Annotated in this window: 7 protein-coding genes; all 7 read right to left on the bottom strand. The window is 76.6% G+C overall.

The window, feature by feature from the left end:
* Positions 1–24: 24 nt before the first annotated feature.
* From Apa02nite_RS10565 to Apa02nite_RS10535, 7 genes are read right to left on the bottom strand one after another with little or no spacing between them, the layout of a single operon-like run.
* Positions 25–2049: a hypothetical protein gene (locus tag Apa02nite_RS10565; protein WP_203824880.1), complete on the bottom strand. Its 2025-nt coding sequence runs from the start codon at positions 2047–2049 to the stop codon at positions 25–27.
* Positions 2046–5591: a DUF5682 family protein gene (locus Apa02nite_RS10560; RefSeq protein ID WP_239164233.1), complete on the bottom strand. Its 3546-nt coding sequence runs from the start codon at positions 5589–5591 to the stop codon at positions 2046–2048. The genes Apa02nite_RS10565 and Apa02nite_RS10560 overlap by 4 nt, the downstream gene beginning before the upstream one ends.
* Positions 5584–6753: an ATP-binding protein gene (locus Apa02nite_RS10555; protein ID WP_203824879.1), complete on the bottom strand. Its 1170-nt coding sequence runs from the start codon at positions 6751–6753 to the stop codon at positions 5584–5586. Before Apa02nite_RS10555 ends, Apa02nite_RS10560 begins: the two co-directional genes overlap by 8 nt.
* Entirely contained in the window at positions 6750–11417 is a 4668-nt protein-coding gene (locus Apa02nite_RS10550; protein ID WP_203824878.1) for a hypothetical protein, read from the bottom strand. Before Apa02nite_RS10550 ends, Apa02nite_RS10555 begins: the two co-directional genes overlap by 4 nt.
* On the bottom strand, positions 11414–16147 hold the full coding sequence (locus Apa02nite_RS10545) for a hypothetical protein (RefSeq protein WP_203824877.1): 4734 nt from the start codon (positions 16145–16147) through the stop codon (positions 11414–11416). The genes Apa02nite_RS10550 and Apa02nite_RS10545 overlap by 4 nt, the downstream gene beginning before the upstream one ends.
* Positions 16144–20817 carry a hypothetical protein gene (locus Apa02nite_RS10540; RefSeq protein ID WP_203824876.1) on the bottom strand — a complete coding sequence of 1558 codons (4674 nt, stop codon included), beginning with the start codon at positions 20815–20817 and terminating at the stop codon, positions 16144–16146. The genes Apa02nite_RS10545 and Apa02nite_RS10540 overlap by 4 nt, the downstream gene beginning before the upstream one ends.
* The gene (locus tag Apa02nite_RS10535) at positions 20814–21656 is read right to left on the bottom strand and encodes a DUF4132 domain-containing protein (protein ID WP_239164232.1); all 843 of its coding nucleotides are present in this window, start codon (positions 21654–21656) and stop codon (positions 20814–20816) included. Before Apa02nite_RS10535 ends, Apa02nite_RS10540 begins: the two co-directional genes overlap by 4 nt.

Below are 21656 nucleotides of genomic sequence, written 5' to 3'. Positions count from 1 at the left end.
GTTAGGGGGTCATCCGGATTTGTGTCAACACAAGTCGGCGGTCCAGGCCTGCCGGGTGGTCGCCCGGGTCGCGGCCTGCTCGTAAACCGCCGCGGTGAGCCAGGCCCGCGCCAGCCGGTCCGCGTCGTGCGGGTCGAGGCGGCCGAAGACGTCCCGGGTCCGCCGGACCCCGGCCGCGCCGAGCTCGGCGAGCACCGTGCTCGCGGTGCCGAGATGGGCGTCGGCGAGCCGGCGGGCGTCGGCGTCCACCCCGGAGAGCAGGGCCGAGCGGCCGGCCGAGGCGACCCGTTCCACCTGGTGCCGCAGCAGGTGGAGCGGGGGAGCGGCGGGTGCCGGGCTCGGGGTGGGGTCGAGGACGGGCCGGCCGGCGACGGTGTGGAAGGTGGCGCCGGGTGAGAGGAAGTTGCCCCGGGCGCGGACGGTCTCGGCGACGTCGGCGCGGGTGAGCGGGATGGCGCCGAGATCGACATGCCCGGTGTCGCCGCCGTGGCCGGAGCTGCCCCCGTGCGCGGAGTCGCTGCCGTGCGCGGGGCTGCCGTGGCCGGGTTCTCCGGTGCGGAGCCATCGGGCGGCGAAGGCCAGGCCGTCGACCTGGCGTGGGCCGGTGAAGCGGCCGACCAGCCGGATGCGCCGGCCGATGGCGTGGATGCCGAGGACCCGGAGGTTGGTGACGTAGGGCAGCGAGGGGTCCTCGTGCGGCGCGGAAACGACGATGGTGAGCGGCTCCCGAGTGCTGGTCTGGCCCTTGTCGGTCTGGTCCGATCGGGCGGCGGGATCGGGTTGGGCGGCATCGGGATGGTCGAGGGTGAGCAGGAGGCCGCGGCGGTCGGTGCCGAGGATGGTGCCGTCGAGGAAAGCCAGGTCGTGAGCGGCGGGCCGGGCGTGCGCGGGCAGCGCGGTGCCCGCCAGCCAGCGGTCCACCTGCGCGGCGAGCCCGGTCTGCCAGAGGGCGTCGAGCGGCGGGTCGAACCAGCCCGCGCCGGGCGCGGCCACCGCCTGCCGGGCGCGGCCGTGGCTGAGCCGGCCGACGGTCGACGCGTGCGCGTTGATCGCGCGCAGGCCGGCCCGGGACAGGGCGTGATGACTGAGCCGGACCTCGCCCAGGTCGACCGAGGCGCGGGTCGCCGACCCGGTGGCCGGGCGGTCGGACGGCTTGACGTCGGAGACCACCCAGAGGCGCCCGGTGGGATCGGCCAGGTAGGTCACCGCGCCGGCGTGCCCGGTGGCGGCGCGGATCGGTTCGCAGAACAGTCCATAGAGGCGCAGGTCGCCGACCGGCTCGTAGTCGCGGCGGGCCACCCCGGCCACGGTGCCGTCGCCGGCCGCCAGCCGGTGGCAGGCGGCGAGGAGTTCCCGCAGGTCGTCGGCGAGGTCGGCGAGCCGGAACGCGGGTTCCTCCCGGCGTCCGGCCCGCAGGTGCTCGACGACCCGGATCGCGGCCGCCGCGGGTCCGTGCAGGCCGGTCGCGCGCGCCTGGTGCACGGCGCGCAGCAGATCGGCCTGCGCGACCGCTCCGGCGCCGGCGATGCCGTTGGCCAGGATCGTGGCCGCTACCACCCAGAGCCCGTGCGCCGCGTCGGCTTGCACCGCGCTGACCCCGGGAACGTCGGCTTGCGTCGCGCTGACTCCGGGCGCGTCGGCTTGTGTCGCGCTGACTCCGGGGTCGCCGGTCGGTGACGCGCCGGGCTGTGGCTGGTCCGGGGGTGCCGTGCCGGCCCGCGCGGGGCCGCTGTCGGCCGCGGGATCGTCGGTGGGCGCGGGGGACTCGTCACCGCCGGCGCGGATCGGAGCGGCGCTCAGGACCGCGGTCCGGTGCAGGCAGCGGGGTGCCAGCAGGCAACTGCAGACGGCGTCCGCCGGGTCGGTGACGGGGACGGTCAGCACGACGTACACCTGATCGTCGGGACGGACCGTGACCCGATCGCCCGCCGTCTCCACCGGCCAGCCCCGGGCCTGGGTGACCGCCTCGTCGAGCCGTTTGCGCAGGCGGGCGGGGAGGGCCGCGACCGCCTCGGCGGTGACCGCGGGATCGACCGGTGGCAGACTCATCGAACCTTGTCTCCGATCCATCCGGCCAGCTCGGCCGGGCTCAGTGCGGCGACCGGCATGCCCGCGCCGACCAGTTGGGACGCGACGCCGGTGCTGTACCGCGGGCGGCCCCGGTCGTCGAGACTGGCGCAGCCGAGCAGCGTCACCCCGTCGTCGACCAGGGCCCGGGCCGCGCCGACCAGGTCACCGACCGAGTACCCCTCCTCGAAGTCGCTGATCGTGACGACCAGCGTGCGGCTCGGCACCAGCGTGATCTGCCGGGCGTAGCGCAGCCCGGCGGCGATGTGCGTGCCACCGCCGACCCGGATCTCCAGCAGCAGCGAGAGCGGATCGGTGACCCGGTCGGTGAGGTCGATGACCTCGGTGGAGAACGTCACGAAGTGGGTCCGCAGGGCGGGCACCCCGGCCAGCACGGAAGCGGTCAGCGCCGCCCAGATCGTCGACGCCTCCATCGAGCCGGAGACGTCGACGAGCAGGATGACCTGCCAGTCGACGCTGCGCCGGCCCGGGCTGCGGAACACCGGCCGCTCCGGGAGCAGCTGCGGCCGCCCGGTCGCGTCGCGGCGCACGGTGTGCAAATTCTGGCGTACGGTCGCGGCCAGGTCGAGGCGTCCGGTCGGGCGGCGGGTCGGCCGGGGCGTGCCCAGGCCGGTCAGCGCCGGGCGGATCCGCCGGGCCAGTTGCGCGGTGAGCTCGGCGGTGAGCCGGGCGACCAGCGGCCGCAGCCGGGCCAGGCGTGCCTCGGGCAGGCCGCCGGCCATCGACAGCACCGCGTGCAGCAGGTCGATCGAGGGCCGCACCCGGTCAGGGTCCGCGGCCAGGACCGCGTCGAGGCGTCCGCGTTCCGCGGCCCGGGCCAGGACCTCATCTCGTACGGACGTGCCGAACAGCGCCTCCAGATCGGTGAGCCAGTCCCGGATCTCGGGGTAGGCCGCCTCCCGCCCCGCGCCGCTGCCGTCCACGGTGTAGGCGCCCTCGCCGCGCCCGGTGCCGTAGAGCTCGTCGAGCGCCGTGGCCAGTCGGCGCTGTCTCGGGGAGAGCTTCTCGTGCTCCCGGCCGAGCAGCAGCCGCCAGCGCTGCCCGGGCGAAATCCCGTCCGTCGTGACATCCGGGCGCGGCTCGCCCGGCTCAGGCGCGGCGGTGGCTGAGGCCGGGGCGGTGGCTGAGGCCGGGGCCGCAGTTGGGGTGAGGCCCAGCGCTCGCAGGGCGGTCAGACCGGCCCGGTCGGCGGCGATCCAGCCGGCCACCGTGGCCGCGTCGGTGGGCAGGTGTTCGCCGACCGTGCCGTGGCGTTCGCCGACCGTGCGCAGCAGGCGGTCCCGATCGGCCGGGCTCAGCGCGTCGAACCCGCCGCGCAGCGCCGGGAGACGCTTGACGAAGTCGTCGTCCGGCATCCGGTCCACGGTGTCCATCAACGGCGTCAGGAACTCGCCCCCGGACTGCAACAGCGCGCCGGCGACACTGAGCGCCCCGCGCAGCCGATCGGTCGCCCCGGCGTCCGGCAGGTCGGCCCAGGACGCCAGCCGGACGCCGAACGCCTCCGGCGAATCGTGCCCGAGCAGCACACCGACCGCGATCGCGGCCCCGGACATCAGCGGCGTGCCGTTCCGGGCCAGGCCATGGATCGCCCGGCCCAGCCGGAGCCGCCGCCCGGCCTCGTCAGCGGCCTGGACCAGGTCCGGCAACGCCCGCGCATCCTCGAGCCGCGTCGACCCGGCAAGCCCGCCGACCGCCGCGACCGCCGCCGCGTGCAGCTCGTCCCGGGCCGCCCCGAGCCCGTCAGGGGCCGCGGTCGGATCGGAGGCCGGGGATGAGGGGCCAGCGGGCTGCGCCGGCGTGGCGGGGAGGCCGGGGATGTGGCCGCGCTCGATGCGGTTGATCAAGTGCAGGGCGCTGATGATCTGCTGGATGCCGCCGCCGTGGCAGACCGCCTGCCGGACGTCGCCGAGCCGCTCGCCGGCCAGTCCCGGCAGCCCGCAGACCGCGGCCTGCTCCAGACCCGCCAGGGCCTGCTCCGCGGTCGGGCCGCCGGCCTGCTGTTCCCGGCGGCGGCGGGCGGCGAGCATCCCCTCCGCGGCCTGGGCCAGGGTGACCCCGTGCAGGCCGGCCAGGCCCAGCGCCGCGTCCACGGCCGGGGTCCACTCCACCCGCCAGGTGCTGGTCAGCGTCTCGCCCCCGGAGACCGGCCCGGCCGTGCCCGGGTCACCGTAGGGCGCGCCGCACGCGGCCAGCCGACGGATGATCAGTTCGCGGGCGCGGTCGGTGGGGGAGCGCAGCGGGTCGAGCCGGATCCGCTCGCCGGGTCGGCCCGGGCCGGGCAGCTTCCGCGCGGCGATCTCCCCCTCGACCGCCGGCCGCAGCCCGGTGACCGGGACGCCGCCGGGCAGCCGGCCGCGCCGCCGTCCGATCAGCACCTCGTCCATGGCCCGCGCGACACCCCGCCCGGTACCGGCCGGTGCGCCCTGCGCGAGCACCGTCTGCAGGGCCTCGACGAGTTCGCCACGGCCGGGGGCGGGCAACCGGCGCAGCCCGGCGAGGTCCGCGGCCAGCCGGGTCACCTCGGCCGCCTCGCCCGGCCCGGCCGGCTGGCCCTGTGCCCGCAGCGCCCGGGTCACCTCGACGGCGAACCGGTCGGCCGCGGCCCGCACCCGGTCCGGCTCGGCGCCACCCTCGAGGACCGCCTGCTGCCAGCGCGGGTCCCGGATCCCGGCCGGATAACCGGACCGGGCGTCCAGCAGGTCGAACGTGTACGGAACCAGCGAGATCACCGGCTGATCCCGCCCACCCGGGCTCGGCGCGAGGAAAGAACCGGCCGGGTCCGGCACGGGGGAGGAGCCCGCCGAGACCGGCGCGGCGAGGGACCCCATCGACGTGCCGTCGAGCAGCGCCGGCGCGTGGAACGCTCCGACCACGGCGGAGACCCGCCCCGCCACATCGGCGAGGCAGCGGCGCATCCAGGCTTCGCGGCGCAGGTCGAGCGGCTCCACGCCGTACCGTGAAGTGTCTTGCCGCAGTGCCCACCCGGCCGCGAGAGCGGCCCGCCGGACCGCTTCCGGCGGACTGCCCGGCGCCTCCGCCTCGATCCATCGGTCCCAGAGGTCGTCCCCGGCGCGTCCGGACATCGTGGCGTGCACGGTCTCGCGAAGCCCCGGCCCGTCGGCGACAGGCATCGAAGCGGATCGCTCGGACTCCCAGGCCGGATCGGTCAGCGGGAGATCCGCGCAGATCACCGGCACCTCGTGGCGCCGCGCCCAGCGGACCGCGGCCAGCTCCGGGCTGAAGTCGGCGAACGGGTAGAACGCCAGCGGCCGGTCCTCACCGGCGGCCGCGAGGGCGACCGGCGCGACGGTGTCCGGATCGGACAGCCAGTGGACCCACGGCTGCATCTCGGCGGGCAGCTCGACCAGCACCGTCGCCGGCCGGAACGCGTCGAGCAGCGCGGGGATCGCCGCGGCCAGCACCGGCGAGTGGTGCCGCACCCCGATCAGCTGCACCCGGGCGTCCCCGGCGAGCCGGTCGACGGCGGCGCGCGGGTCAGTCACGGAGCACGTCCCGGTGCTCCCACAGCTGCCGCCACATCCGGCCACCGGCCTCGGCGCGCCGCCGCAGCGCACCGTCCCAGTACGCCAGCAACCGCTCCGCGTCCGCCGGGTCGTCCTTGCGGACCACCCCGAGCAGGTGCCCGGGCAGCAGCGACAGCGGATCCGGCCCCGGCAGGTACGCCGCGGACAGCCCGATCGACGCCGCCACCGCCACCGCCTCGGCGGTGCTCATCACCGACGACGGCCGTTCCACCTCCCAGCCTTCCGCGCTGATCCCGTTCCGCAGGTCCCGGAACGCGGTCACCAGCGTCTCCAGCACCGCCTCGTCCACCTCGAAGGCCGCCCCGCCGCGCTCCACCGACGCCCGGGCCTGCCGGGTGACCAGCGCGACCTCGGCGTCCAGGTCGGCGATCGGCGGCACCACCTCGAAGTTGAACCGCCGTTTCAGCGCGGCCGACATCTCGGACACCCCGCGGTCGCGCAGGTTGGCCGTCGCGATCAGGCAGAACCCGGGTACGGCATACCCGACCGCCCCGTCCTGCCCGGCCAGCTCGGGCACGCTGATCCGGCGCTCCGACATGATCGACACGAGGGCGTCCTGCACCTCGGGCAGGCAGCGGGTGATCTCCTCGACCCGGGCGACCGCGCCGGTGGTCATCGCGGTCAGGATCGGCGACGCCACCAGGGATTCCGGCGACGGGCCCTGTGCCAGCAGCAACGCGTAGTTCCAGCCGTACCGGAGCTGGTCCTCGGTGGTGCCGGCGGTGCCCTGCACGGCCAGGGCGCTGGTCCCGCAGATCGCCGCGGCGAGCAGCTCGGAGAGCATCGACTTGGCCGTGCCCGGCTCGCCGACCAGCAGCAGCCCGCGTTCGCCGGCCAGGGTGACCACGCAGCGTTCGACGAGCGCGCGCTCACCGACGAACTTCGGCTCGATCACCCGTTTGCCGCCCGGGCCGTCGAGGAGCGCGCCGCCGGAGCCGGCGATGAAGGTGACCACCGCCCGGGGTGTGAGCCGCCAGCCGGGCGGCCGGGCCCCGGTGTCGGCGGCGGCGAGGAAGGTCAGCTCGTCGGCGAACCGATGCTCGGGCGGGTCGATCTGCCGGGCGGAGCCCGGATCGGCCTCGGGGGCGGCGGCCGGTGCGGTCGGGCGCGTCGTGGTCACAGCTTCTCCTGCAGGTCGTGGTAGCGGGGCACGTCACCGGCGGTGATCCTGGCCCAGGCGGCGGCGAACAGCTCCGGCAGCGGCAGCGTGACGAACTGCCGTCCGCTCAGGTGCAGGTAGAGCGGCAGTTTCCAGGTCTCGACCGGCAGCCGCGGCACCCGGGCCGGTGTCCAGCCGCCGGGCAGGAACACCGGCCGGGCGGCCCGCTCCCGCTTCGCCGCCACCAGCAGACCGTTGTCGGTCAGGACCGTCTGCGCCTTGCGCAGCGTGGCGACTTTCCAGCCGTTCCATTTCTGTACGGCCTTGTCCGTCGGATCCGGCAACGCGAGCACCTGGAGGTAATACGCGGCCGCCGCCCTGTCCACCCCGAGCCGCGCACCGGCCGCGTCGACCAGCTCCGGCGCCGCGACCCGGGGGTCGTGCGGATCCCCGCCGTCGCCCGCCGGGGCGGCGACCACCCGGTCCAGCCACCCGCCGAGCACCACCCGCAGGCTGCTCGCGGTGTCGTCGTCGATCAGGCCGAGCACCGGATCGTCCGGCCCGGACAGCAGCGCCGGTACGACGTGGTGGCGCACCGTCCCGCCGTAGGTGCAGCCGTCGACCAGCGCGGGCCCGGCCGCCGGGCGGGCGGTCGCCTCGTGCTCGCCGGTCCCGACCGCCAGGTGCGGGTGGCGCAGCCGTTCGCGGATCAGTCGCAACGCCTCGGGCAGCCCGGCCCGCAGCGGATCGTCCCAGGTCAGTCCGTAGGCCAGCCAGGGCAGCGCGGCCGCCGCGGCGTGCAGGTAACCCTCGTCGAACGGCACCCCGGTGGCGGCCCGGGTCTGCAGCGACCACCCGCCGCGCTCGGTCCGGCCGTCGGTGCTCAGCCAGTCACCCGGGCCGGGCCCGGCGATCGCCTGCAGCACCGCCGCGGCCCGCTCCCGGTCGGTGATCCGGGCCAGCTCGGCGACCAGATCCTCGGGCACCGGCGTCCGCCGGCCGCGGATCCGGATCCACACCTCGGCGACCGCGGGCACGTCCGGCCCGTGGGTCCAGAGCGCGGCCGGGTCGGCGGGCATCGCCGCGTCGAGCAGCGCGACCCGCTGCGGCGGGGTCAGCTCGCGCAGCGCGGCCTGCCCCACCTTCGCGTGTGCGGAGGTCAGACCGAGCACCGTGCGCTGCCCGGCGGTGAGGAAGTTCGCCTCCCACGAGGCGATCCCGGGCAGCCCGGCCAGCAGCAGGATCGCCTCGGCCCGGGTCATCCCGGTCGCCGCGGCGAGGGCCTCGGCCGCCTCCGGCCGCCACGGCGCCGGCCCGTGCTCGGCGAGCAGCGCGCCGAACGTGTGCAGCCGCTCGCCGGCGAGCCGGCCGCCGGCCCGCAGCTCCTCCGTGAGGGTCATGCCGGCGGGCGGATCGAACGGGGTGAGCTGCACCCCGGCGTGGGTGACCGTCTGGTCCTTGCCGTAGTACTGCTGCTCGCCCGGCAGCAGCACGGTGTGCCGCGAGTTCGGGTGGGGCGGTGCCTTGTCCGGATGGGACAGGTACAGCACACGCAGCGGCGCGCCGCCGTCGAGCGGGGTGCCGGCCACCGTGGCCAGGAACGCGGCGAGCGCCCGCCGGCCGTCGTCGCCGGTCACCGGGGACGCCGCCCGCAGGGCCACCGCACCCGGCCCGGCCAGCAGCGGCAACCAGACCGGCTCGACCGCGCGCAGCGGCACCGGCTCGTCGCCGCCGAGCGTGGCCGCGACCGCGCCGACCTGGGCCAGGATGTCGTGGCGGCCCTCCCGCCCGGTTCCGTACCCGTGGTGGGTCTGGTGACTGAAGCCGCACAGGCCGCGCCACGCCTCCTCGAGCACGTCGTCGGCGACGGCCGGTGCCGGGCCGGCCACCGCCGGCACGGCGTCCAGGTGCTGCGGGATCTCGGTGATCCGCCGCCGCAACCGCACCGCCCGGGCGACCACCTCGACGATCCGGTCCCGCAGCACCTCGTCGGTGACCGCCGGCAGGTGCGCCGCGAGGTTCGCCGCCACGGCCGCCTTGACCTGCGCGGTGCCGGTCACCGCGCCGTCCACGGTGAGCAACGCGGCCGCGGTCGCCTCGTCCAGCTCGCGCAGCGCCGCCGACCCGGCCTCGTCGCGGGCCCGCAGCCCGTGCCACCAGGCCAGTGGCGGCAGCGTGCTGGTCCCGTCCGGCTGCTCGGCCAGCAGGTGCTCGCCGTCCGCGGTCCAGATCTGCAGGCGTCCGCGGGAGTGGCCGTCGGTCCGGGTGATCGGCAGCGGGACGGTCGCGCCCGGGAGCAGCACCGCGGCGCTGAGCCGGGACGACCCGCTGTCCCGGTCGAACCGGCGCAGGGCGCGCTGCGGCAGCGTGACCCGGCGGCCGTCGACGCTCTCGCCGGCCTGGTCGCCGTCCGCGGTGATCTCGGCGCGCCAGCCGACCAGGCCGTCGCGGCGGCCCAGCGGCGACCCGGCGAACTCCGCCGGGGCCGGCCGCAGCTGGCAGACCTGCTCCACCAGGCGGTGGCCGTCCGGGGCGCCGGTGAAGAACGTGGGCATGCTGATCCGGCCGTACTGACCGGTGCGGGGGTCGAACTCGCGCCACCGCCAGCCGTGCTCCGGTGACGGCTCGCAGAGCCAGAGCGCCTGCCCGTCGGTGGCCAGCGGGTACGCCGTCCCGGGACCGACCCGGTCACCGGGGTGCACCGGCCGGGTGCCGGTGGTGACCCCGCCGCCCGGCAGCGGCAGTTGCAGGGCGGCCACCCCCCAGGCCACCGGGTGGACCCGCAGGTCGTCGTCGAACACGTCGGCCGGGTGCGACGACCAGTACGCGTCCCGCCCGTCCCAGTTCCACCCGGCCACCAGCAGGTCACCGTCGACGAGCCGGCAGCTGACGTCCTGGTAGGTGGCGCCCGGCAGCCGGAACACGTGCTCGGTGACCCGGTCGCCGGGTGCGATGACGTGCGCGGAGAGGTGATCGTGCACGACCAGGTCGGGCCAGGCGTCGCCGAAGCTGACCCGCAGTTTCTGTTTGGCCGCCGCCTCGTACGCCGGCCAGCTCAGCTCCACCGGCAGCCCGGCCCGCAGCGTCCGGCGCACCACCTCCGGCACGTCCACGGCCAGCAGCCGGCGGAACCCGTCCGGGGCGAGGGCCATCCCGGCCGGCGACCAGAGCGGCGCCAGCGAGGTCAGGTCGAAGTCGAGGCTGGCGACGGTGCCCTGCCCGGCCCGGGCGGTCTGCTCGGTGAGCTCCTCCACCAGCAGCTCGCGGACCCCGGGCACGCCGAACGCGACGGTCAGCGTCTCGGCCGGCAGCGCCGGGCCGGTGAGCGAGTCGCCGGAGCGGAACCGGCGGACCGCGATCCGGACACTGCGCCGCAGCAGCGGGCGCCAGACCGGGTCGGCGGCGATCGCGGCCAGGTCCCGGCGGCCCGGCCCGGTGTCGGACACCCAGGACTCGAGCGGCAGGTGGTCGCCGGCCTGCTCGCCGCAGCGGACCGGCACCCCGCCGGCCAGGCACAGGTCGAGCAGGTCCAGCTCGGCCGACCACGGCCGGGACGCGATCGTCAAGCCACCCTCGGCGGCAAGCCGCGGCAGCATCCGCTCGACCAGCGCGATCAGCCGGGCGCTGCGGCCGGTGATCCGACCCGCCTCCCGGCCGGCCAGGAACCGTTCCAGCCAGCGGCTCGCCGTGCCGTCCGGTGACTCCGGCGGGATCAGCTCGCCGGTCGCGCCGGCCGCGTCGAGCAGTTCCAGCCACTGGTCGGTCATGTCGGTGTCGTAGCCGGGCGGCTCCGGGACGAGCTGCCGCAGCCGATCGCGGACCGCGGCGTCCCGCTTGCCGAGCCGGACCAGGCTCTTCCGGTACGCCTTCCACACCGACGGGTGCGCCCGGACCGTCGCCGGGAACACCAGCAGCTGCCCGGCCACCGCGTCGGCCTCCGCCTCGGCGTCCAGCCCGGCGGCCTTCGCCAGCCGGGCCAGGTCGGCGGCCATCGAGGCGTGCGGCGCCAGCCCACCGGCGACCCGCCGCACCGCGAGCGACCGCACCAGGTGGTACGCCTCGGCCGCGGACCGCCGGTCGGTCACCCCGCGGGCGTACGCGGTGAGCATCGCCGCGGTCAGCGCCCCGCCGAACGCGAACTCCAGGTGCACGTCGCGCACCCGGTCCTCGTCGATGACCAGCCCGTGCACCTGTTCGGCGCGGCGGGCCTCGGTGAAACACGTCCCGGCCATCCGCGGGTTGCCGGCGTCGAGGAACGCCCGCCCGGCCTGCTCCCAGAACGTCGGCAGGAACTGTGGCGCGGCCGCGCCGAGCCGGTCGGCCAGCGCGTGGTAGCCGTCCACCGCGAGGCCCGGTTTGCTGCGCGCCGCCCGGGCCAGCTTCTCGATGTCCTTCACCAGGGCGAGCGCGTGCCGCCCGTTCGCCGGATCGTGGACGAGGGCCCACGCCGGGAAGCCCAGCGCCTGCGCCCGCGCGTGCCCGACCGGGACCGGGTCGCCGGCCGTGAACCCGAGGAACTCCATGGTCAGGTCCTCGGCCGGGCCGAGGGTCGCGCCGACCAGCCGGACCACGGTCCGCCCGGGCAGCACCGGGTGCCGATAGGACCGGGCGGTCACCGTGTCCAGCCCGGCCTCCCCGGCCGGACCGGTCAGGATCGCTCCCGCCGCCAGCAGCGCCTCGCTCACCGGGTCTCCTTCAGATCGTGGTAGCGGGGCAGGTCACCGTCGGTGACCCGGCCCCAGGCCGTGGCGAACAGGCGTGGCACGGACATCGGCGGCGCCATCGCCACCGTCCCGTCCACCTCGTACAGCTGTTGTTTCCAGGTCTCCATCGGCGCGACCGGCGCCCGGGACGGCTGCCAGCCGCCGGGCAGGAAGACCGGCCGTCCGGCGCGCTCCCGCTTGGCGGCCACCACCAGACCGCTGTCGGTCAAGGCCGCCTGTGCCTTGCGCAGCACCGCGGGTTTCCAGCCGTTCCATTTCTGTACGGCCTTGTCCGCCGGGTCCCGCAGCGCCAGCAGTTGCAGGTAGTACGCCGCGGCGTCGAGGTCCAGCCCGTGCCGGTCCCGTACCTGCGCGACCAGGCCGGGCACGCTCACCCGCGGGTCGTGCGGGTCACCGGTGGCCCCGGCCGGGGTGCTCACCACGTCGTCCATCCACGCGGACAGCAGCATCCGCAGCGGTAGCGCGACGAACTTACCGATCAGGCCGAGCGCCGGGTCGTCCGTCCCGTCGAGCCGCGCGGTCGCCAGGTGGTGCACCGCATAGCGGCCCAAGCTCTCGCCGGGGACCAGCGGCAGGCCGGGATCGGGCTCGTCCTCCGGCGGATGGGTCCAGGCGCCGATCAGCAGGTGCGGGTTCCGCAGCCGCTCGCGGACCAGGCGCAGCGCCTCCGGCAGGGCGGCCCGGATCGGGTCGTCCCAGGTGAGGTGATAGCCCAGCCAGAACAGCGCGGTCGCGGCGGCCAGCAGGTGCGGCACGTCGAACGGCTCTCCCTCGCCGGCCTCGGTCCGGATGCTCCCGTGGCTTCCCGGAGTGCTGCGGCCGTCGGTGGTCAGCCAGTCGCCGGGGGTCGGCGCGGCGATCGCCTGGAGCGTGCCCGCGGCCCGCGACGCGTCCATCACCTTGCCCAGCTCGGCGACGAGGTCGTCCGGCACGACCGCCCGCCGTCCGCGCAGCGCGATCCACTTCTCGGCGATCGCCGCCACGTCCGGCCCGCGCTCCCAGAGGTCGGCCGGCTCGGCGGGCATCGCCGCGTCGAGCAGGGCGATCCGTTCCGTGAAGCTCAGCTTCCCCAAGCTCGCCCGGGCCACCTTGGCGTGGGCCGCGGAGACGCCGAGCAGGGCGCGCTGCTCGGCGCCGAGGAAATTCGCCTCCCACCGGCCCACCCCGGGCAGCCCGCCGAGCAGCATGGCCGCCTCGGCCCGTGCCATCCCGGTCGCCGCGGCGAGGGCGTCGGCCGCCTCCGGCCGCCACGGCGCCGGCCCGCGCTCGGCGAGCAGCGTCAGGAACGTGCGCAGGCGGTCACCGGCGAGCCGGCCGCCCGTCGGGGCGTCGGCCCGCAGGAACAGGCCGTCCGGCAGGGTGAACACGCCGTCCGGCGCGGCCTGCAGCGCCTGACGCCGCCACTGCGCGCCCTGGCCGAAGGTGAAACTGCGGTTGGGCGGGAAGAGCACGGTGAGCTGCTCGCCGTCCCGGCGCACCTCGACCGGCTCGGCGACCATCCGCTCCTGGACCACCTCGATGACCCGCAACGGCACACCGGTGCCGTCCAGCGGCGTCCCGGCGATCAGGGTGAGCAGGCCGGCCAGGGCGGCCCGGTCGGCCTCCGGGGTGACCGGGGACGCCGCGCGCAGGGCCACCGCGCCGAGCCCGGTGAGCAGGGCCGTCCAGTGCCCGCCGAGCGCCGGAACCCCCTCCGGACCGGCGGCCGCCGGCGCGGCCAGCAGCGCGCCGACCCGCTGGATCTGCTCCGCGTTCTGGCTCTGCTCGGCGGTCGACCCGGAGTAGTACGTGGTGTCCGAACCGCACAGCCCCTCCCAGGCCTGCCGCAGCGCGCGGTCGGTGAGCTCCGGCGGTCGCCGGGTGGTCACCGGCTGCTCGCCCAGGTGCTGCGGAACGGTGGCGATCCGCCGGCCCAGCAGCACCGTGCGGGCCACCACCTCGGCGATCCGCTGCCGCAGCGTGGTGTCGGTGACCTCGGGCAGGTGGGCCAGCACGGTCGCGGTGGCCGCCGCGGCGAGCGCGTTCGTGCCGGTCACCGTGGCGTCCACGGCGAGCAGCGCGGCCGCGGTCGCCGGGTCGAGGCGGCGCAGCGCGGCCGACCCGGCCTCGTCGCGGGCCCGCATCGCGTGCCACCACTCCAGCGGCGGCAGCGCCGGGGTGACGTCCGGCTGGACGGTCAGCGGGTGCTCGCCGTCGGCGGTCCAGATCCGCAGGTCACCGACCGGATAGCCGCGGAGCCGGGTGACCGGCAGCGGCGCCGTCGCGCCGGGCAGCAGCACCGCGGCGACAAGCGTCTCGCCGTGGTCCCCGCGGTCGTGGTGCTCCTGGCGGGGGCGCGGCATGACGACCTCGCGGCCGTCGATGCCGGTGCCGGTCAGCACGCCCGCGCCGGTGGCGGTCACCCGCCAGCCGGCCATCCCGTCCCGGACGCCGAGCGGGGAGCCCGCGAACGCCGCCGGGACCGGCCGCAACCGGCACGCGTGCGCAACCAGCCAGCCGTCCTCCGCGGCTCCGCTGCCGGTCTCGGCGGCGGTGAAGAACGCCGGCACGCTGAGCCGGCCACCCTCGCCGGTGTGCGGGTCGAACTCCCGCCACCGCCACGCCCAGGTCCGCTCGGCGGCCTGGTGCCACTCGCACCGCCAGAACGCCTGCCCGTCGGTGGCCACCGGATAGGCGTCCCCGGGCACCCGCGCGTCCCCGGCGTGCAGCGGCCGCGACCCGGCGGTCAGGCCCCCGCCCGGGATCGGCAGCGGCTCGCCCAGTGTCGTCCAGCCCGGCGACGCGATCTGCCAGGCCCCCGGCCGCACCTCGTCCGGCCGTGACGACCAGTAGTGCGCGTGGTGGCCCTCGCTGGAATACCAGCTCACCACCAGCTCGCCGTCCACCAGCGCGCAGTTGACGCCGGCGTGGTGCACGGGGGCGCCGGCCGGGAGCCGGAACACGTGCTCGGTGATCGTCCCGTCCGGCGCGAGGACCAGCGCGGTCTGCTCGTCGTGCAGCACCAGCTCGGGCCACGACGTCCCGGCCCGCACGGTCCGCAGCCGCGCCGTGGCCCGCTCGTACGCCGGCCAGCTCAGCTCGGTGATCAATCCGGCCCGCAGCGACCGGGCCAGCACCGCCGGCAGGTCGACCGCGAGCAGGCCGCCGAACGCCTCCGGGGCGAACGCCATGCCGGTCGCCGACCACAGCGCACCCAGCTCGGTCAGGGTGTTGTCGAGCCCGGCGACGGTGCCCGCGCCGGCCCGCCCGGCCAGCTCGGCGAGCAGGTCGGCCAGCACGTCGCGCACGCCGGCCGCGTCGAACATCTGCTGCAGTGCCGCGTCGGACAGCGGTGGCGCGGTCAGCGAGTTCTCCCCGCCGCGCCGGGCGAACAGCCGCCGGGCGCTCCCGCCCAGCATCGGGCGCAGGGCCGGGTCGGCGGCGATCGCGGTCAGGTCCCGCCGGCCCGGTCCGGTGTCCCGGGCCCAGGAGAGCAGGTCGAAGCGGGAGGCGGTGTGCTGGTTGCCGACCGTGGCCGGCACGCCGAGGGCCAGGCAGAGGTCGAGCACATCGAGGTCGGTGCTCCACGGGCCGGGCGCGATCTGCACGCCGCCCTCGGCGATCAGCCGCGGCGCGAGCCGCTCGACCAGTGCCAGCAGCCGTTCGCTGCGCCGGCCCCGGCGCCGGCCGTGCAGGAACCGTTCCAGCCAGCGACCGGCCGGGCCGCCCGCTCCGGAGGCCAGGTCGGCGCTCGCCCCGGTGGCGTCGAGCAACTCCACCCAGTCGTCGGTGAACTCGGTGCGGTGCCCCGGCGGGTCCGGCACGATCGCCAGCAGCCGGGCGCGGACCGCGTCGTCCCGCTTGCCGAGCCGGACCAGGCTCTTCCGGTACGCCTTCCACACCGACGGGTGCGCCCGGGCCGCCGCCGGGTAGGTCGGCAGCAGCGCGGCCACCGCGTCGGCCTCCGCCTCGGCGTCCAGCCCGGCGGCCTTCGCCAGCCGGTTCAGGTCGGTCGCCAGGCCGGCCTGCGGCGCCAGCCCGCCCGCGATCCGCCGCAGGCTCAGCGTCTTGACCAGCTCGTACGCCTCCGCCGCCGGATGCCGCCCGACCACCTCGCGCGAGTAGGCGGTGAGCATGGCCGCGGTCAGCGCTCCGCCGAACGCGAACTCCAGGTGCACGTCGCGCACCCGCTCCTCGTCCACGACCAGCCCGTGCACCTGCTCGGCGCGGCGCGCGTCGGTGAAGCAGGTCCCGGCCATCCGCGGGTTGCCGGCGTCGAGGAACGCCCGACCGGCCTGCTCCCAGAACGTCGGCAGGAACTGCGGTGCCGCGCCGCCGAGCCGCTGGGCCAGGGCCGCGTAGCCGTCGTGGGCGTTGCCGGGCTTGCCGCGAGCCGTCCGGGCCAGCCGTTCCATGTCCTTGACCAGGGCGAGCGCGTGCCGCCCGTTGGCCGGGTCGTGCACCAGCGCCCACGCCGGGAAGCCCAGCGCCTGCCGCCGGCCGTGGCCCACCTCGGCGACACCGGCCGCCGCGAAGCCGAGGAACTCCATGCTCAGGTCCTCGGCCGGGCCGACGGTCGCGCCGACCAGCCGGACCACCGTGCGGCCGTCGAGCGCCGGGTGCCGATAGGTCCGCGCGGTCATCGTGTCCGGCCCGGGCTCCGGGGCCGGTCCGGCCAGGATCGCTCCGGCCGCCAGCAGTGCCTCGCTCACCGGGTCTCCTCCAGGTCGTGGTAGCGGGGCAGGTCACCGTCGGTGACCCGGGCCCAGGCCGTGCCGAACAGCCCGGGCAGCGACCGGATCACCAGCCGGGCCTGCCACATCTGCGTGTACATCGGGAGTTTCCAGGTCTCCACCGGGAGCCGCGGCGACGTGTCCGGGTGCCAGCCGCCGGGCAGGAACACCGGCCGCCCGGCGCGTTCCCGCTTCGCGGTCACCACCAGACCGCTGTCGATCAGGGCCGCCTGCACCGGGCGCAGGGCCGCGGGTTTCCAGCCGTTCCATTTCTGTACGGCCTTGTCCGTCGGGTCCGGCAGCGTCAGCAGCTGGAGGTAGTACGTGGCGGCGTCGGCGTCCAGCCCGTGCCGCGCCTGCACCTGTGCGACCAGGCCGGGCACGCTGACCCGAGGGTCGTGCGGATCGCCGGTGGCGCCGTCGGGGGTGCTCAGCGCCTCGTCGATCTCCGGGGACAGCAGGATCCGCAGCGCGGTCGCGGTGGCGTCGTCGACGAACCCGATCGCCGGGTCGTCCGGGCCGGTCAGGTGCGCCGGGACGAGGTGCAGGACCAGGTGGGTGTTGTAGGTGACGCCGTCGACGACGGCCGGTCCGGCGTCGGGCCGGGTGCTCGCCCGGTGCATCTGGGACCCGACCAGCAGGTGCGGGTTGCGCAGTCGTTCCCGGATCAGGCGCAGCGCCTCGGGCAGCGTGCCCCGCAGCGGATCGTCCCAGCTCAGCGAATACGCCAGCCAGGGCAGGGCGATGGCCGTCAGGTGCAGGTGCTCCTCGGTGAACGGCACACCCCGCTCGGCCTCTGTGACGATCCAGTGCTGGCCGCGCGGGGTGCAGCGGCCGTCGGTGTTCAGCCAGTCGTCGGGGCCGGGCCCGGCGATCGCCTGCAGCACGGTGGACGCCCGCGACGCGTTGACCAGCCGGGCCACCTCGCCGACGAGTTGCTCCGGCACGGCCACCCGGCGGCCGTGCCGCGCGATCCACGCCGCCGCGATCGACGCCACGTCCGGCCCGTGTTCCCAGAGGTCCACCGGGTCGGCGGGCATCGCCGCGTCGAGCAGCGCCACCCGCTCGGTCATGCTCAGCTTCTGCAGCGTGGTCCGGGCGATCCGGGCGGGCGGCTGGGCGACGCCGATCGCGGCACGCTGCTGCGTGGTCAGGTAGGTCGCCCGCCACGTGGCGATGTCGGGCAGCCCGGCGAGCAGGAGCACCGCTTCGGCCCGGCCCATCCCGGTCGCCTCGGCCAGGGCGTCGGCCGCTTCCGGCCGCCACGGCGCCGGCCCGCGCTCGGCGAGCAGGGTCAGGAACGTGCGCAGGCGGTCACCGGCGAGCCGGCCGCTGGGCCGGGCCGACGCGCGGTCGAACAGGGCCGGCCCGGACGGCAGCGCGAACACCCCGTCCGGCGCCGCCTGGACCGCCCGGTGCTGCCAGCGGTGAACCACCTGCAGGCGGTGGAAGCCGTTCGGCGCGAAGAGGACGAAGGTCCGCGCGCCGTCGCGGTACACGTCCACGGCGCCGTCGGCCAGCGCCTCCTGGGTCACCTCCAGCAGGCGGATCGGCGGGCCGCTGCCGTCCAGCGGTGTACCGGCGATCGTGCCGAGCAGGGCGCTCAGCGCGGCCCGGTCGTCGTCGCCGGTGGCCGGGGAGGCCGCCCGGAGCGCCAGGGCGCCGAGGCCGGCCAGAAGCGGCACCCAGTCGGCCGGGGCGGTCGGCAGCGGCTCGGCGGGGTCGGGCGCACCGGCGAGCAGGGCGCCGGCCGCGGCCACCTGCTCCAGGAACTGGTGGTCGGAGGCCGTCGACCGGTAGTCGCTCCCGGTGTCACACAGGCCCGCCCAGGCGGCGCGCAGCGCGTCGTCGGCGACCCGGGGCACCCGCGACGCCCGCTCCGGCTGCGGGCCGAGCAGCGCGGTGACCTCGGCGAGCCGGCGGCGCAGCCGGACCGCGAGGGTGACCACCCCGGCGATCCGGTCGCGCAGCGTGGCGTCGGTGATCGCGGGCAGGTGGGCCGCGAGGTTCGCGGTCGCCGCCGCGTGCAGCTCGGCCGGGTCGGTCACCGCGTCGGCGACGGCGAGCAGGGCGGCCGCGGTGGCGTCGTCGACGACCCGCAGCGCGGCGGAGCCGGCCTCGTCCCGGGTCCGCAGCGCGTGCCACCAGTCCAGCGGCGGCAGGGTGGCGCTGGGCAGGGACTCGGTGGCCAGCACGTGCTCGCCGTCGGCGGTCCAGAGCCGGACACCGTGGTGTCCGGAAGTGATCGGCAGGGGCGCGGCCGTGCCGGGCAGGGACACCGCGCCGATCGGCCAATCGCCGAAGCGGTGCCGGGGCAGGGTCACCTGGCGCCCGTCGATGCCGGTGCCGGTCGGGACACCGTCGGGTGTCCGGGTCAGCCGCCAGCCGGCCAGCCCGTCGTGCCCGCCCAGCGGTGAACCGGCGAACGCGGCCGGCAGCGGCCGCAGCGAACACTGGTAGGGCATCAGGCCGTCGCCGGCCGCGGCGAAGAACGCCGGCCGGCTGACCCGCCCGGCCTGGCCGGTGAGCGGGTCGAACTCCCGCCACATCCGGCCGTCCTGCCCCGGCCCGCTCCGGCCCTCCTCCCGCCGCCAGTACGCGGTGCCGTCCGAGGCCACCGCGTAGCCGGAGGTCATCGCGATCCGGGCGTCCCCGGCGTGCACCGGTTGCTGTCCGGTGGTCAGCCCGCCGCCCGGCAGCGACAGCGGCAGGCCGTACTGGAGCTGCCAGTCGCCCTCGATCAGCTCGTCGGGGTGCGACGACCAGTACCCGGCCTGGCCGTCGTCGGTGCTCCAGCACACCAGCAGCTCGCCGTCAGCGGCCAGGCAGGAGGTGCGCGACCAGTGGCCGGGCGCGTGCCGGTGCCCGGCCGGCGGGATCCGGAACACGTGCTCGGTGACCCGGCCGTCCGGGCTGATCACCTGCGCCGCCCGCTGGTCGTGCAGCACCAGGTCGGGCCAGGACACCCCCTGCTGGAGGCTCTCCAGCCGGGCCGCGGCCTGCTCGTACGCCGGCCAGGTCAGCTCCGCGAGCGACCCGGCGCGCAGCGTGCGGCCGAGCACCGCCGCCACGTCGACGGCCGGCAGCCGGCCGAACGCATCAGGGGCGAGCGCGACACCGGCCGCCGACCAGAGCGGGCCGAGCGTGATCAGGTCGGCCTCGAGCCCGGCCACGCCGCCGGCGCCGGCCCGCCCGGCGCGGTCGCCGATCAGCTCGACCAGCACCTCCCGGACGCCGGCCGGGCTGAACCGCTCGGTCAGCATCGGAGCCGGCAGCGGCGGCTCGGCGAGGCCGGCGTCGCCGCGGAACGAGAAGAGCAACCGGCGGACGCCCCGGCGGAGCAGCGGCCGGAGCTCCGGGTCGGCGGCGACAGCGGCCAGGTCGCGGCGGCCCGCGCCGGCGTCGTCCGCCCAGGCCCGGATGTTGAACCCGTGCGCGTCGGCCGGGCCGACCCGGACCGGCACGCCACCGGCCCGCAACACGTCGACCAGGTCCACGTCGGCCTGCCACGGGTCGGTGGCGACGGTCACCCCGCCCTCGGCGATCAGCCGCCGGGTCATCCGCCCGGCCAGGTCGAGCAGCCCGGCGTGGCGGCGCCCGGTCCGGTGATGCAGGTGGATCGCCAGGAACCGGGCCAGCCAGCGCGCGGCCGAGACGCCGGAGACGGTGGGGGAGGTCAGGTCGGCGGTCGCGCCGGTGGCGTCGAGCAGCTCCAGCCACTGGTCACGGATGTCGGTGTCCCACCCCGGCGGGTCCGGGACGATCTCCAGCAGCCGGGCGCGGACGGTGGCGTCGCGCTTGCCGAGCCGGACCAGGTTCTTCCGGTACGCCTTCCACACCGCCGGGTGCGCCCGGGCCATCGCCGGGTAGGTGAGCGTCAGTGCCACGAGGGTGTCGGCCTCGGCCTCGGGGTCCAGCCCGGCGGCCTTGGCCAGCCGGGCCAGGTCGGCCGCCATCGAGGCGTGCGGCGCCAGCCCGCCCGCGACGCGCTGCAGTGCCAGGGACCGGACCAGCTCGTACGCCTCGGCCGGGGTCCGCCGGGTGACCACCTCGCGCGAATACGCCGTCAGCATGGCCGCGGTCAGCGCCCCGCCGAACGCGAACTCCAGGTGCACGTCGCGGAGCCGGTCCTCGTCGACGGTCAGCCCGTGCACCTGCTCGGCGCGGCGGGCGTCGGTGAAGCAGGTCCCGGCCATCCGCTGGTTGTCGGCGGCCAGGAACGCGCGCCCGGCCTGCTCCCAGAACGTCGGCAGGAACTGCGGTGCGGCGTCGCCGAGCCGCTGGGCCAGGGCGAGATAGCCGTCGCGGGCGTTGCCGGGTTTGTTGCGAGCGGTCCGGGCCAGCTTCTCCATGTCCTTGACCATGGCGAGCGCGTGCCGCCCGTTGACCGGGTCGTGCACCAGCGCCCAGGCCGGGAAGCCCAGCGCGTGCCGCCTGCCGTGCCCGACCTCGGTGACCCCGGCCGCCTGGAAGCCGAGGAACTCCATGCTCAGGTCCTCGGCCGGGCCGACGGTCGCGCCGGTCAGCCGGACCACGGTGCGGCCGTCCAGCGCCGGGTGCCGATAGGCGCGGGCGGTCATCGTGTCGAGAGCGGCGTCAGCGGACCGGCCGGGCAGGATCGCGCCGGCCTCGAGCAGTGTCGTGCTCATCGCTCGGACTGCTCCTCGTCGACGACCCGGCCGGCGTGCAGGGTGGCGGCCATCCGCAGGCCCTCGGACCAGGCCACCGGCGGCACGTCGGCGGGCTCCAGGCGCTGCCCGGCCGCGTCGGCGAAGGACAGGTCGGAGGTCTCGGTCTCATACCCCGGGTCGCCCTCGCCGATCCACACCGAGGCGACAACGGTCCGGCCGTCCTCCCAGATCCGGCAGACCGTGGTGCCGCCCTGCACGCGATATCCCGCGGCGGAGGCCCGGGACTGCACGTGGCGCAGCTCCTTGAACTTCGCGCCGGAGTAGCGGGCCAGCTCGCGGCGCTGCTCGGCCGGGTCGGCCGGCCGATGCCAGACCTCGCGGAACAGCTGCAGGGTGCCCTGCTCGACGCCGAGGTCGGAGGCGAACTCGCGGAGGTCGTCGAGGTCGGGGAGCCGGACCGGGTGCGGGATCGCGACCCGCTCCGCGGTGATCCGGGTGGACTCGCCGTCGAGGTCGACGACGCCGAGGCCCTTGGCCTCCTCGGCGTCGCGCAGCAGCCCGGCGCCGGCGACATCCCACGCGCCGTCGGCGCTGACCGGCACGACCACCAGGTCGCGCAGCACGGCCCGCCACGACTCGTCGGCCCAGACCTGGGCGATGACCGCGACCGGCACCGGCAACGAGCGGATCATCCACCGCTCGACCTCGGTCCGGCACGTCGTCTCGTGCCGGGTCAGCCACTCGACGAGCTGCCGGAGACCGAGCACCGCCTCGTGGTCCTTGAGTGCCTTGGGCAGGCTTTTCAGCCGTTTGCCCTGTGCCGTGCGCGCGACCACCTTGCCCTGGTCGACGCTCAC

Origin of the sequence: Actinoplanes palleronii, from assembly GCF_016862315.1 — a bacterium.
In the GTDB taxonomy this organism is placed as follows: domain Bacteria; phylum Actinomycetota; class Actinomycetes; order Mycobacteriales; family Micromonosporaceae; genus Actinoplanes; species Actinoplanes palleronii.
Note: the sequence above shows the minus strand (reverse complement) of the source record. Positions and strands in the feature narration are given on the sequence as shown.